This window comes from Pseudomonas sp. UM16 (assembly GCF_050312595.1).
Taxonomy (GTDB): Bacteria; Pseudomonadota; Gammaproteobacteria; order Pseudomonadales; family Pseudomonadaceae; genus Aquipseudomonas.
The window spans coordinates 27,369-41,189 of the sequence record NZ_JBNPJT010000007.1; the positions used below are offsets into that span (position 1 = coordinate 27,369).

Here is a 13,821-nt window from a genome sequence, read left to right on the forward strand (position 1 = left end):
GCTCAAACCAGGGCATTGCGTTTGGCCATTTCGATGAGTTCGACCAGTGACTCGGCTTTGAGCTTCTGCATCAAGCGTTTCTTATAGGTGCTGACAGTTTTATTGCTGAGAAACATGCCTTGGGCGATTTCCTTGTTGCTTCTGCCTTGGGCAAAAAGTTGCAATACCATCAGTTCCCGGTCATTGACCAGTTTGAATAACTCCAGTTCATGGTGTTCATCCCCTTGAGGGCGAAGCGTATTGATTGCCTGGCTGGGGAAGTAGTTGTACCCCGATAACACCGCTTTAATGGCACTGAGTAATTCGCTCAAGTCTTCCTGTTTGCAGACATAACCGGCGGCGCCAGAGTGCATGCAGCGAACGGCAAACAATGCCGGTGATTGTGCGGTGAGGACCAGAATCTTCAGTGGAATGGCCATGGTGTGGAAGCGTGAAAGGACTTCCAGGCCATCAAGCCTGGGGATGCTGATGTCGAGGATGATCAGGTCTGGCAGGCATTCGCGGACCATTTGCATGGCGTCGACGCCATTATCCGATTCTCCGACCACGCGATAGCCTTCATTTTCCAGGAGCATGCGCACCGCCAGGCGGATGACCGGGTGATCGTCGATGATAAATACAGAGTGCATGTTGAACGTTCCAGATAAGGAGCCAGAATTTAGGCAGGCACCTTAACGCAGATAGAAGAGGGCGCACACGAACCCAATGGGAGTTAATTGTTATATGGGAAATATCTGACATTAAATGCAGGTAAGGACTACAAATGTTGCTCGGTGCTGTGCCGAGAAATAGCGTAACTAGTAACTTTGTGTTTCTGGATAACCACCTTGTTTAATGTTATTTGCCTTGTGTGGTTAGGGTCCTACATAAAAATTCACTAGGGTATCGCCAGGCGTGTGGCCGGCACCGGGCACACGCCTGACTGGTCGCGTTACGTCGTCAAGTCGGGCTTGAACGCCCGGTCATTTCCCGGGCCATTTCGCTGGCATAGCTGTCGGTCATTCCGGCAATGAAATCGATCATGCGCAGGAATGAGCTATGTAGCGACGCCGAAGGGTGCGGGGCGTTGTTGCCGAGCAGGTCAAGGATGCGCCGGCTTTTAAACGAAGGCGTACGCCCACCGTGTTGTTCCAGTGCAGCACCACAGAAGGAGTTGAGTAGAATTTCCAGAGTCGTATAAGCACCGATTTCATGCAGCGTTTTACGCTTGTCCTGGAAGATTTTCTTGCGTGCCATGTCCTTGGCCTGCAGGACGCACCGTTTGGCTGGGCCGTGCATGTGCTCCACCAGATCGCCGTGCAGTTGTCCCGACAGCAAGGCGTCCTGCTGTTCGACAAAGGCGCGGGCGGCGGCATTGGTGAGGTGTTCGATGGCCTTGCCGCGCAAAATCGCCAGCTTGCGCCGCCGTGAGTCGGCAGGCCCCAATTGGCGATAGGTCTCCGGCAGGTCATCACCGACCAGGCTGAGCAGCAGCGATTCGACTTCGGGATAGTCGAGCAACTCCATTTCCAGACCGTCTTCCAGGTCAATCAGGGCGTAGCAGATGTCATCGGCGGCTTCCATCAGGTACACCAGTGGGTGCCGGGCCCAGCGTTGTTCCTCGATCTGTGGCAGGCCGAGTTTGCGGGCAATCTGTTCGAGCAGCGGTAGCTCGCTCTGGTAGCAACCGAACTTGTGTTTTTTATAGCCCAGAGCATCGGCATGGCGAGCTGTCCATGGGTACTTGAGGTAGGTGCCGAGGGTGGCGTAGGTCAGGCGTGTACCACCGTCGAACTGGTGGTACTCCAGTTGTGTCAGCACCCGGAAGCCCTGGGCGTTACCTTCGAAATTGAGGAAGTCGCCGCGTTCGGCCTCGGTCATCGCGTCGAGCCAACCGCGCCCGGCGGCCTGCTGGAACCAATGGCGTATGGCATCTTCGCCGGAATGACCGAAAGGCGGATTGCCAATGTCGTGGGCAAGGCATGCCGACTGCACAACCATGCCCAGATCGCTGGGTTCGCACCATTGCGGCAACTGCTGGCGCAGGGTCTCACCGACCCGCATACCCAACGAGCGGCCGACACAACTGACCTCCAGCGAGTGGGTCAGGCGGGTGTGGATATGATCATTGCTGGAGACCGGGTGCACCTGGGTTTTTCGTCCCAGACGGCGGAAGGCTCCGGAAAAAATGATCCGGTCGTGGTCCTTGTGAAAAGGACTGCGGCCTAATTCTTCGGGGCTGTGCAGGGTCTTGCCGAGACGTTCGCGGGTGAGCAGGGTGTGCCAGTCCAAGGCCAGTTCTCCGATACAGGGGCTGGTGCCTAGCTTCCCGTGTCGGCGTGGTGGCTGCAAGTTACTTTGCTGTGGTTCAGGTTTTATGGCCGCATCGCGCCCAATCGCAGCCCGATGGCAGCGGCTATAGCAGGTGCTAGGGCAAGCTATCAGCGCTTGTTAGCAGTACCTTGCATAAACAGCTTGAGCAGCGGCAGCAGGCTGCCGCCGAGGCGAATCATCCGAGTCAGGCTACCGTTCTTGGCGCCTTTGCCCGTCAGAAACCCCAGCACCACCACTGCGCCAATCCCCCACAAAGGTGCATGTTTGATCCCTAGTCCGCTTTGCAGGCTATCGCCCATGGCGCGCAGGCGGGTCAGCGGGTTGAGCAACTGTCCGGACTCATGGCGGATTTCCTGGCGATGCATCTCCAGGCGCAGGCGCACCAGCGCCTTGCGCAGTTCGCGACGGTTGGTGGTGTTCGGTAGCTCGGTCAGGCTCATGGCAACAGGCGCTCCCGGTCCTTGGCAAGTTCTTCGAGGGTTGAGCTGAACGGTGATGACTCATCGTACACGGCAGCTTTAAGGCGCAGGCCGCAGAACAGGGCGGCTAAACCATAAAACACACACAGGCCGATAACCCCGGCCAAACGGTAGCTGTCCCACAACAGCACCAGCACCAGCGCCGAAAGCGCGACCAGCAACAGCAGGGCAAAGACCAGCGCCAGGCCGGCAAAAAGCAGCAGGCTCAGGGTGCGTGCTTTCTGTTCCTGCAGCTCAATGCCGAACAGTTCGACATGGCCGTGCAACAGGCCGAGTACGGCTGCACCCAGACGTTTACTCGAGGCTGTGCTGGAGCTGTTCGATTCACTATCCATAGTCAACCTCAGCGCCGATTGGCCAGCAGGCCAATCAAAAAGCCGACACCGGCAGCGATGCCGATCGATTGCCAAGGATTGCTCTGTACATAGTCTTCTGTCGCGCCCAGGGCCGCCTGGCCACGTTCGCGGACAGAGTCCTGAGTCAGTTGCAGGGTTTCCCGGGCACGTTCCAGGCTGTCGTGGATCTGTTCGCGCAATTCGTCAGCCTGATCACCGGCGAGGGTCGCGGTGTGCTCCAGCAATTTTTCGGTGTCACGAACCAAAGCCTGGAAGTCAGCCATCAATATGTCTTGAGCAGTCTTTGCCGATTTGCTGGTCATGGGGCTCTCCTTAATGTGTGTGGCTATTTCGAGTCGCGCGCGTTGGTGAAGGTTCAGTGCAATGCGCTGGTACAGCTTTTGCTATGCCAAGGTGCGCTCAGGTCCGATGCCTGCGCTAACGTCGCGCGCAGACGACAACCGGGCCTGTAAACCTTAACCCAATCCACGACAAACCCAAGGAAAAACTCCAGATATCAGCAGGGGCGGCCGAGGAAGTGGCTGAACAATGATCCAGGCTGGTGCAAAAAGGAGTCACTCCGCGCTGTCTTGGTGCTTTTCGAAGGGCCTGCCGCTTCCATGGATAATCTGCAAAGTGCAGTGGACACTCTGGTCCACGGCTCCAACACGCTGTTCATTCTGCTGGGCGCCGTCATGGTTCTGGCCATGCACGCCGGGTTTGCCTTCCTTGAAGTGGGCACGGTGCGACACAAAAATCAGGTCAACGCGCTCTCAAAAATCCTCAGCGATTTCGCCGTATCGACGCTGGCCTACTTTTTTGTGGGTTACTGGATTTCCTATGGTGTGAATTTCCTGCAGCCGGCGGCAGTGCTCAGTAGCGAGCACGGTTACAGTCTGGTGAAGTTCTTTTTCCTGCTGACGTTTGCGGCGGCAATTCCGGCGATCATTTCCGGCGGTATCGCTGAACGGGCGCGCTTCGCCCCGCAATTGTGCGCCACGGTGCTTATCGTGGCTTTCGTCTACCCGCTCTTCGAAGGCATTGTCTGGAATGGCAATCTGGGTGTGCAAGCCTGGTTGCAGGAGCAATTCGGTGCCAGCTTCCATGACTTTGCCGGCTCCGTAGTGGTGCATGCCATGGGCGGTTGGCTGGCGTTGGCGGCGGTGCTGCTGCTTGGCCCCCGCAACGGCCGTTACCGCGACGGCAAGCTGGTGGCGTTTGCGCCCTCGAATATTCCCTTTCTGGCCTTGGGTTCGTGGATCCTGATCGTGGGCTGGTTCGGCTTCAATGTCATGAGCGCCCAGACCTTGCAAGGGGTCAGCGGTCTGGTCGCGGTCAACTCGCTGATGGCGATGGTCGGCGGTACTGTGGCCGCCTTGGTGGTCGGCCGTAATGATCCCGGCTTTCTCCACAACGGTCCCCTGGCGGGGCTGGTGGCGGTGTGCGCAGGTTCCGACTTGATGCACCCGGTCGGGGCGCTGGTGACCGGGGCAATCGCCGGAGCTTTGTTTGTCTGGTGTTTTACGGCGGCGCAGAACGCCTGGAAAATCGACGATGTCCTCGGTGTCTGGCCGTTGCACGGTGTGTGCGGCGTCTGGGGTGGCATTGCCTGTGGAATTTTCGGCCAGACAGCGCTCGGCGGCCTGGGTGGCGTCAGTTTGATCAGCCAAGTGGTTGGCAGCCTGGCCGGGGTCCTGGTGGCACTGCTTGGCGGGTTTACCGTGTATGGCGTGATCAAGGCAGTGCTTGGCCTGCGGCTGACTCAGGAGCAGGAGTACTACGGCGCCGACCTGTCGATCCACAAGATCGGCGCCACCAGCCAGGACTGATCAGCGCCCTGCGACTAGCCGTGCCTCACAGGCCTCGAGGGCGGTTAACGGACCGCTGAGCAATACCGCGTCGCCGGCATGTAGGCAGGTGTCGGCGTCGACTGCCAGCGCTTCGCCGTTGCGTTGCACCGCCTGCAGTTCGACGCCCAATCGCTCCAGGTCCAGATCAGCCAGCGGGCGTCCACAGGCAAACGCCTCGGCGCCAAGGTTGACCGCATGCATCATGGTCTTGGGCAGACCTTCGCTGTCGATCGGGTTGGTCTCGGCGCCATGGTAGAAGGCTTGCAGCATGCGATAGCGGGTCTGACGCACTTCATCGATACGCGCTTGTACGTGGTCCATCGGCAGACCGAGCATCACCAGGGCATGGGACGCCAGCATCAGGCTCGATTCAAGCAACTCCGGAACTACCGCAGTCGCACCAGCGCTGCGCAGTTCTTCGCGCTGGCTGTCATCACGGGTGCGTACCAGAATCTGAATATCTGCATGGCGTTCGCGCGCGGCCTTGAGCACGCTCATGGCGATGTCGGTCTTGTCCACGGCAATCACCAGCAGGCGCGCACGTTCAAGGCCAATAGCGCTGAGCAGATCGCCACGGCGTGAATCGCCGTAGTGCACACAATTTTCGCCAGCTGCAGCTTCCTGAACGCGCACCGGGTCGTCATCAAGAGCGATGAAGGGGATGTTTTCCCTGCGCAGGAACCGGCCAATTGATTGCCCGACCCGGCCATAACCACAGATCAGTACGTGGCCGTTCATGTCGGCGCTTTGCGCCTCGATAGCCTCTAGCTGGACTTCTTCATTGGGTTTGCGATGCAGGCGGGCGGCGATGCTGGGGGCGGCACGCAATAGCAGTGGCGTGACCAGCATCGAGCAGAAAGTGGCGGCCAGCAACAGATTACCCATGGCCTCGGGCAACAGTTGGGTTTGCTGCATCTGGGCCATCAGGGCGAAGCAGAACTCACCGCCCTGGGCCAAAGCCAGGCCGCTGCGCCAGGCGGTTTCGGCGTCACTGCCACGTAGCCGGACGAGGGCCGCGACCACGCAGCCTTTGACCAGTAGCAGGCCGAGGGTCAAGGCCACGATCTCCAGGCCATGGGTAGCGAACAGTTGCAGGTCGATAAGCATGCCGATACTGACGAAAAACAGCCCCAGGAGAATGTCCCGGAAGGGGCGGATATCCGCTTCGATCTGGTGGCGGTAATTGCTTTCGCCTAACAGCATGCCAGCCAGGAAGGCACCCAGCGCCGGCGACAAGCCCAGCAGGTGGGTCAGCCAGGCGGTCAGCAGGACGATGACCAGCGCCAGCAGTACGAACAGCTCCGCCGAATGTGAGCTGGCCACTTCATGGAACAATCGTGGCAACAGCCAGCGACTGGCCAGCAGCAAGCCGATAAATAGGATCACGGTTTTGCCTAGGGTCAGTGGCAGGGCCCAGTACCAGGCCTGACCCCCTTCACCGGCAAACACTGGCACCAGTGTCAGCAGCAACACCGCTATCACATCCTGAAACAGCAACACGCCAATAGCGTTCTGGCCGTGGCTGCTGAAGATCTCCCCGAGACTGGTCAACTCTTTGCTGACAATCGCAGTGGACGACAACGCCAGGCCCGCACCGAGCAACAGCGCCGCGACACTGGGCATGCCCATCAGTGCCAGCAGGCCTGCCAACAATGCCCCTGAGCAGATGACCTGCAGGCTACCCAGACCAAACACCACTTTGCGCAAGGCGAACATTTTGGACAGCGAAAACTCCAGGCCCAGGGAGAACAGCAGGAAGACCACACCCATCTCGGCCAGGTCCGGCAGTTCTTCGCTTTCATTGACCCAGTTCAGTGCCGTGGGGCCGACGAACAGGCCGACACACAAATACCCCAAAACCGGCGGCAACTTCAGGCGCCTGAAGAAGGCAATGACCACCAGTGACGAGGCCAGAATGATCAGTAGATTGGCGAACACAAAACACTCCATGTAGGAAGACGGCAAAAAACTATCAAGCATGAATCATAGTCGCTGACCAGGTGCTGATCGGTGTCAGTCCTTAGCCAGTCGGGTGGCACTGGCGTCCGACACTCGACGGCCTCTGGCCACAGACCTAGAATAATGGTCCTTTCCCTCTCTTGCTGGTACCTATAAATGCTTCCTGAATGCCAATTGTTCGGCACCTTGGGCTGCCACCTGTGTGAAGTGGCCGAAGCGTTGTTGATGCCTTTTGTCGAGCATGGCCTGCTGGTTGAACTGGTGGATATTGCCGATGACGAGTCCATGCTCGAACGTTACAGTCTGCGAATTCCAGTGTTGCGCCGGTGTGACAGCGGCGCCGAATTGAACTGGCCATTCGACGCTGAGCAGGTAGTGACCTTTCTAAGTTGAAAGTACTGCTCAGGTGGGGGATTTCCTGTCGTGCACGGTAGGGTAGGGACGTGGACAATCCTTAGGTGTATTGACTGAGACCAAGGAGCGGACATGTACCTGAGTGAACACTTTACCCTGGCAGAAATGACGGTATCTGAGAGCGCGGTGCGCTTGGGTATCGACAACACTCCGGACGCCGAAACGCTTGGCAATCTTCGCCGCCTTTGCGTTTTACTGGAGCAGGTGCGTCGGTTGATTGATCAACCGATAGTGGTCAGTAGCGGATATCGCTGTCCAGCGTTGAACCGTGCCATAGGAGGCTCCTCGCGCAGTGCGCATATGCAGGGTCTGGCGGCGGATGTCAATGTGCCGGGATTGACCCCGAAGGCCTTCGCACGACGGGTGGCAGACAGCCCGTTGATGTTCGATCAACTCATACTTGAATACGATCAATGGGTGCATCTTGGCCTTTCTAGCCTCCCCGAGCGGCGACAACTGCTGACTATTCGCAAGGGGACCGGCTACCTTCCTGGGCTGGTCTGAGCACGGGCTGATTGACGCGCACGATAACTCTGAATATGCTGTATATAAATACAGTATAGAGGTGGCGCTTGCCTCGAGGGTGCAGAACATGGTCAATGTCGAACAACTGAAATACACCGTTAATCGCATGTCCACCTCGGTGGTGAGCGAGGCGGTGCTTGAGTTGCGCCTCGATGGTCTGGTGCTGGAAGGCAAAACGCCGTTCAACAAACTGCATTTCAATACCTGCTTCGCCGAGATCGAGGCGCTGTTCCAGCGTGCCGGTTATCACCGCCCGCTGGATGTGGTCGGTTACCAGGGCTTGCTGTATGCCCTCTACGACCCAAGTCGGTGGGAGGCGGTCGAGGTGTTGCGCTGGCTCAAGGAGTTCACTGAGGCTGCTGCAACACAGGTTGGCTGAGGGGCCAGGCATGCGGGATAATGCACGGTCTATCTGTCACGAGCGTTCCCATGGCCACTGCCCCTTTCGATCCGGCCCAGCAACAAGCCAGTACGGTGTGCCTGCCCCCTGGCAATTGGGCGACGGTGCTTGACTGCCTGAGCGAGCATTTCAAAGCCATCGGGCGCGAACAGTGGTTGGACCGGATTGCCCGCGGGCGGGTGCTGGATGCTCAGGGGCAACCGATCAGTGCGGCGCTGGCATACAAGCCAGGGCTGCGCATCCACTATTTTCGTGAGGTGCCCAACGAGAAGCCGATCCCTTTCGACGAGCAGATCCTGCATGTCGACGAGCACTTGGTGGTGGCCGACAAACCGCACTTTCTGCCCGTCACGCCGACTGGCGAGTATGTCGAGCATACGCTGTTGCGGCGGCTGATTCGGCGTCTGAATAACCCCCACCTGGTGCCGTTGCACCGCATTGATCGGCACACGGCTGGGTTGGTGTTGTTTTCCGCCAATCCCCACAGCCGCTCGGCCTATCAATCACTGTTTCCCAATCGCCAGATCGACAAGCACTACCAAGCCATAGCTCCGGCCTTGCCGCGGTTGCAGTTCCCGTTGGTGCATAAGAGCCGGATGGTCAGTGGCGAGCCGTTCTTCCGCATGCAGGAAGTCGAAGGGCAGCCCAACAGTGAGACGCTGGCCCAAGTGTTGGAGAAAAATGGCCAGTTGTGGCGTTACGGTTTGTCGCCGATTACCGGCAAGACCCACCAGTTACGCGTGCACATGACAGCGCTCGGCGCGAGTATTTGTAACGACCCGTTTTATCCCGAGATTTTGCAGGAGCAGGACGACTACAGCAAGCCGCTGAAGTTGTTGGCCCAGCGTTTACGCTTCAAGGATCCGCTGAACGGCGAGGAACGCTTTTTTGAAAGCCGGCTGACGCTCGACTGGTAAGGCGGGAACCGGCGCACCCCTGATCGGGTGCGCCGATTTTTTTAGCGGTTGAAACGTTCGACCAGCGAGTACTGGGTGGTGGCCGTGCGGGTCAGCTCTTCGCTGAGCTGCGCCGAATGCTGAGCCTGTTCCGAGGTCTGGTCAGCCAGTTCAGCGATGGTGCTGATGTTGCGGCTGATCTCATCCGCCACAGCGGTCTGCTCTTCAGTGGCCGCGGCGATCTGGGTAGCCATGTCGGTGATATTGGCCACTGCTTCGCTAATGCCGACCAGGGCCTGGTCGGCTTCCATCACCCGTGCGACACCTTCTTCGGCCTGGCGATGGCCCGACTCCATGGTTTGCACAGCATTGCTGGCGGTCTGCTGCAGTTTGGCGATCAGGCTGTGGATCTGCCCGGTCGATTCGCTGGTGCGTTGGGCCAGTTGACGAACTTCGTCGGCGACCACTGCAAATCCACGGCCCATCTCACCCGCCCGTGCGGCTTCAATAGCGGCGTTGAGTGCGAGCAGGTTGGTCTGGTCAGCAATGCCTTTGATGACATCGACCACGCCGCCGATTTCATCACTGTCGCGCGCCAGTTGGGTCACGGTCAGACCGGTCTCGCCGACCGCCGCTGACAGGCGCTGAATGGCGTCGCGGGTTTCGCCGGCGATGTCGCGGCCGCGGCTGGTCAGGCGGTTGGCTTCCTGAGTGGCGTCGGCGGTGCGCTGGACGTGGTTGGCAACTTCCTGGGTAGTGGCCGCCATCTGGTTGACCGCAGTAGCGACCTGTTCCGTTTCGACGCGCTGGCGCTCGAGGCCAGAGGAGCTTTTATGGGCCAGCGTGTCGGACTGCCGGGCCTGTTCATTGAGGTGTTCAGCCGTGTCCTGTAAGCGAGTCAGGCAGGTCTTCATGCGCGCATCCTGGCTGAGCATGGCCATCTCCAGGCGGGCCTGAACGCCGCGGCTGTCAGTGTACATCTGTGCGATCAGCGGATCCGAGGTGGACTGCTCAGCCAGACGTAGCAGGCGCTTGAGGCCACGTTGCTGCCAGCTCAGGCCGAGCAGGCCCAGTGGCACCGACAGGCCGGCGGCCAGGGCAAAGCCCCAGGAATGACCAAGCCAGTTACCGATCAGGAAGCCGACCTGGCTGACCAGAATGAAGGGCAGCCAGTCCTGCACCACAGGCAACCACTTGTCGCGGCGTGGAATTGCTGGCCGGCCTTGATTGATGCGCTGGTACAGGGCTTCGGCCCGGCGTACCTGCTCGGCCGTAGGCTTGACCCGTACCGATTCAAAGCCGACCACCTGATTGTTTTCGAACACCGGGGTAACGTAGGCGTTGACCCAATAGTGGTCGCCGCTCTTGCAACGGTTCTTGACGATACCCATCCATGGCAAGCCTTGCTTGAGCGTGCCCCACATGTGCGCGAACACTGCCGGCGGCACATCGGGATGGCGCACCAGGTTGTGCGGTGCGCGCATCAGCTCCTCGCGGGAGAAGCCGCTGATCTCGACGAATGCATCGTTGCAATAGGTGATGACACCCTTGGTATCGGTGGTCGAGATCAAGCGTTGTTGAGCAGGGAAAGTCCGTTCGCGCTGGGTAATCGGCTGGTTGTTACGCATTAGCTGTTCAATCCGCAAGGCTTTCGAGGGTTATCGGCAACGTGAGGGGTTTGTTGAATGAATATTTACGCGGCTTGATCTGCCGCAAGGATCCAAGCGCTGGGCTGCGCTATGGCATTCACGCAAAGTTAGCAACTTTAGCTGCTATATTTCAGATTTTTGACAAAGAAGTCAGCAAGTGACCGCCTGTCCATCCTCACCTCGATGGTAGTGGGCCCGGCCATAAAGGCCGGGCCGTGACTTCAGGAGGCGATCAATTGTCGCAACACGTAATGAAGAATGCCGCCTGACTTGAAGTACTCCACCTCATTGAGGGTATCGATCCGGCACAGCACTTCGATCTGTTCCTGACGACCGTCCTGGCGGCTGATCTTCAGGGTCAGGTGCATGTGCGGCTGGATTCTGGCGTTGCTCAAGCCAAGGATATCGATGTGTTCGCTACCGTCGAGAGCGAGGGTTTTGCGCGTTTGCCCGGCACTGAACTGCAGCGGCAACACGCCCATGCCCACCAGGTTGGAGCGGTGGATACGCTCGAAACTTTCCGCCAGCACCGCCTTGACGCCCAACAAGTTGGTGCCTTTGGCTGCCCAGTCGCGGCTGGAACCGGTGCCGTACTCCTGGCCAGCAATCACCACCAGCGGTGTACCGTCGGCCTGATAACGCATGGCGGCATCGTAGATCGCCAGCTTCTCGCCAGTGGGGATGTAGAGGGTGTTTCCTCCTTCCTCGCCGCCAAGCATTTCGTTGCGGATGCGGATATTGGCGAACGTGCCGCGCATCATCACTTCATGGTTGCCGCGCCGCGAGCCGTACGAGTTGAAGTCGCGTGGCTCCACACCCTTATCGCGCAGGTAGCGCCCGGCCGGGCTGTCGGCCTTGATGTTGCCGGCAGGCGAGATGTGGTCGGTGGTCACCGAGTCGCCAAGCAGGGCCAGTATCCGGGCGCCGTGAATGTCGTTGATGACCGGTAGCGGGCCGGTGATGTCATCGAAGAATGGCGGGTGCTGGATATAAGTGGAGTCCTCCTGCCAGACATAGGTGGCCGCCTGCGGCACTTCGATTGCTTGCCATTGGGCATCACCGGCGAAGACTTCGGCGTATTCCTTGTGGAACATCGCAGTGTCGACACTGGCAACGGCCGCAGCAATTTCTTGCTGACTTGGCCAGATGTCACGCAGGTACACCGGATTGCCGTCGTTGCCGATGCCCAGCGGTTCGCTACTCAGGTCCAGGCGTACACTGCCGGCCAGGGCATACGCCACTACCAGAGGCGGAGAGGCCAGCCAGTTGGTTTTCACCAGAGGGTGTACTCGACCTTCGAAGTTGCGGTTGCCCGAGAGCACCGAGGCTACGGTCAAGTCGGCGCCGGTAATGGCCTTCTCGATCACCTCATCCAGTGGCCCGGAGTTGCCAATGCAGGTGGTGCAGCCGTAGCCGACCAGATCGAAGCCGAGGGCGTCGAGGTAGGGGGTCAGGCCCGCCGCTTTGTAGTAGTCCGTCACTACCTTGGAGCCTGGTGCCAGTGAACTCTTGACCCAGGGTTTACGCTGCAGGCCTTTTTCGACCGCTTTCTTCGCCACCAGCCCGGCCGCCATCATCACGCTGGGGTTTGAGGTGTTGGTGCAGGAGGTAATGGCCGCGATCACCACCGCGCCATCGCGTAACACATGCTGTTGGCCTTCATGTTCATAGCTGACCTCGCCAGCCTGGTCGGCATTGCCCACAGCGACACCACCACCGCCTTCACTTTCCAGACGGCCGACATCCTTGGTCGAGACGCGCAGCTGCAAACCGAGGAAGCTGTCAAAAGCCTGGCTGACCTGCGACAGGGCGACCCGGTCCTGGGGGCGCTTGGGCCCGGCGAGGCTGGCTTCGACCTCGTGCATGTCCAGGGCCAGGGTGTCGGTGAACACCGGCTCCTGGCCAGGCAGGCGCCACAGGCCTTGTTCCTTGCAGTAGGCCTCGACCAATTGCACCGTCTGTTCGGGGCGACCGGATAAGCGCAGGTAATCCAGGGTCACCTGGTCGACGGGGAAAAAGCCGCAGGTGGCGCCATATTCAGGGGCCATGTTGGCGATGGTTGCCCGGTCGGCCAAGGGCAGGTCGGCCAGGCCGTCGCCGTAGAATTCGACGAATTTACCGACCACGCCTTTCTTGCGCAGCATCTGCGTAACGGTCAGCACCAGGTCGGTGGCGGTGATGCCTTCGCGCAGCTTGCCGGTGAGTTTGAAGCCGACAACCTCCGGGATCAGCATCGACACAGGCTGGCCAAGCATGGCTGCTTCCGCTTCGATACCGCCCACACCCCAGCCGAGAACGCCGAGGCCGTTGATCATGGTGGTATGTGAGTCGGTGCCAACCAAGGTGTCGGGGAACGCATAAGTGCGCCCGTCTTCTTCGCGGGTCCAGACCGTACGGCCCAGGTACTCCAGGTTGACCTGATGGCAGATGCCGGTACCCGGTGGTACGACGCTGAAGTTATCGAAGGCATTCTGGCCCCAGCGTAGGAAGGCGTAACGTTCGCCGTTGCGCTGCATCTCGATGTCGACGTTCTGGGCGAACGCTGTCTGGCTGGCGTAGCGGTCGACCATCACCGAGTGGTCGATGACCAGGTCCACCGGTGACAGCGGGTTGATTCGCTGTGGATCGCCGCCGGCCTTGGCCATGGCGGCGCGCATGGCCGCCAGGTCAACCACTGCCGGTACCCCGGTGAAGTCCTGCATCAGCACCCGCGCCGGGCGGTATTGGATTTCACGGTCGGAGCGGCGCGCCTTGAGCCAGTCGGCCAGGGCGCTGAGGTCATCGCCGGTGACGGTCTTGTTGTCTTCCCAGCGCAGCAGGTTTTCCAGCAGTACCTTCAGCGACATCGGTAGACGCTGCAGGTCGCCGAGGCTCTTGGCGGCCTCGGTCAGGCTGAAATAGTGATAAGAACGGTCGGCGACCGTTAGAGACTTGAGGGTTTTCAGGCTATCGAGCGAGGGCATTACCAACTCCTTCTGCGCCGGTGAACGGCAATCTTCCT

13 protein-coding genes are annotated in these 13,821 nt (G+C 59.5%); 5 read left to right on the forward strand and 8 right to left on the reverse strand.

Annotation, left to right across the window (positions count from 1 at the left end):
• Window positions 1-2: 2 nt before the first annotated feature.
• From ACQRAX_RS09760 to ACQRAX_RS09780, 5 genes are all read right to left on the reverse strand, one after another.
• Window positions 3-629 carry a response regulator gene (locus tag ACQRAX_RS09760; protein WP_412037235.1) on the reverse strand — a complete coding sequence of 209 codons (627 nt, stop codon included), beginning with the start codon at window positions 627-629 and terminating at the stop codon, window positions 3-5.
• A gap of 310 nt (window positions 630-939) precedes the next feature.
• On the reverse strand, window positions 940-2,271 hold the full coding sequence (locus ACQRAX_RS09765; protein ID WP_412037236.1) for a deoxyguanosinetriphosphate triphosphohydrolase: 1,332 nt from the start codon (window positions 2,269-2,271) through the stop codon (window positions 940-942).
• A 149-nt stretch (window positions 2,272-2,420) separates the two neighbouring features.
• Window positions 2,421-2,753 carry a hypothetical protein gene (locus tag ACQRAX_RS09770; protein WP_412037237.1) on the reverse strand — a complete coding sequence of 111 codons (333 nt, stop codon included), beginning with the start codon at window positions 2,751-2,753 and terminating at the stop codon, window positions 2,421-2,423.
• On the reverse strand, window positions 2,750-3,127 hold the full coding sequence (locus tag ACQRAX_RS09775; protein WP_412037238.1) for a phage holin family protein: 378 nt from the start codon (window positions 3,125-3,127) through the stop codon (window positions 2,750-2,752). Before ACQRAX_RS09775 ends, ACQRAX_RS09770 begins: the two co-directional genes overlap by 4 nt.
• Before the next feature lie 8 nt (window positions 3,128-3,135).
• Window positions 3,136-3,450 carry a DUF883 family protein gene (locus ACQRAX_RS09780; RefSeq protein ID WP_412037239.1) on the reverse strand — a complete coding sequence of 105 codons (315 nt, stop codon included), beginning with the start codon at window positions 3,448-3,450 and terminating at the stop codon, window positions 3,136-3,138.
• Between the two features lie 297 nt (window positions 3,451-3,747).
• On the opposite strand from ACQRAX_RS09780, the gene ACQRAX_RS09785 reads away from it, so the two are divergent.
• A complete protein-coding gene (locus ACQRAX_RS09785) occupies window positions 3,748-4,956 on the forward strand; it encodes an ammonium transporter (protein ID WP_412037240.1) in 1,209 nt (402 codons plus the stop codon).
• On the opposite strand, the gene ACQRAX_RS09790 is transcribed toward ACQRAX_RS09785, so the two are convergent.
• Window positions 4,957-6,915 carry a monovalent cation:proton antiporter-2 (CPA2) family protein gene (locus ACQRAX_RS09790; RefSeq protein WP_412037241.1) on the reverse strand — a complete coding sequence of 653 codons (1,959 nt, stop codon included), beginning with the start codon at window positions 6,913-6,915 and terminating at the stop codon, window positions 4,957-4,959.
• 177 nt (window positions 6,916-7,092) lie between these two features.
• Here ACQRAX_RS09790 and ACQRAX_RS09795 point away from each other — a divergent pair, with 177 nt between their 5' ends.
• The 4 genes from ACQRAX_RS09795 to ACQRAX_RS09810 all read left to right on the forward strand — a co-directional run bounded on the left by ACQRAX_RS09795 (window position 7,093) and on the right by ACQRAX_RS09810 (window position 9,192).
• The gene (locus tag ACQRAX_RS09795) at window positions 7,093-7,329 is read left to right on the forward strand and encodes a glutaredoxin family protein (protein ID WP_412037242.1); all 237 of its coding nucleotides are present in this window, start codon (window positions 7,093-7,095) and stop codon (window positions 7,327-7,329) included.
• Window positions 7,330-7,422: 93 nt separating this feature from the next.
• A complete protein-coding gene (locus ACQRAX_RS09800; protein WP_412037243.1) occupies window positions 7,423-7,854 on the forward strand; it encodes a D-Ala-D-Ala carboxypeptidase family metallohydrolase in 432 nt (143 codons plus the stop codon).
• Window positions 7,855-7,942: 88 nt separating this feature from the next.
• Window positions 7,943-8,254 carry a transcriptional regulator gene (locus ACQRAX_RS09805; RefSeq protein ID WP_412037244.1) on the forward strand — a complete coding sequence of 104 codons (312 nt, stop codon included), beginning with the start codon at window positions 7,943-7,945 and terminating at the stop codon, window positions 8,252-8,254.
• Between the two features lie 50 nt (window positions 8,255-8,304).
• Window positions 8,305-9,192, forward strand: coding sequence for a pseudouridine synthase (locus ACQRAX_RS09810; protein WP_412037245.1), 888 nt, complete (start codon window positions 8,305-8,307; stop codon window positions 9,190-9,192).
• 41 nt (window positions 9,193-9,233) lie between these two features.
• On the opposite strand, the gene ACQRAX_RS09815 is transcribed toward ACQRAX_RS09810, so the two are convergent.
• The gene (locus ACQRAX_RS09815) at window positions 9,234-10,799 is read right to left on the reverse strand and encodes a methyl-accepting chemotaxis protein (protein ID WP_412037246.1); all 1,566 of its coding nucleotides are present in this window, start codon (window positions 10,797-10,799) and stop codon (window positions 9,234-9,236) included.
• Window positions 10,800-11,041: 242 nt separating this feature from the next.
• Window positions 11,042-13,783, reverse strand: coding sequence for an aconitate hydratase AcnA (acnA, locus tag ACQRAX_RS09820; RefSeq protein WP_412037247.1), 2,742 nt, complete (start codon window positions 13,781-13,783; stop codon window positions 11,042-11,044).
• Window positions 13,784-13,821: the final 38 nt, after the last annotated feature.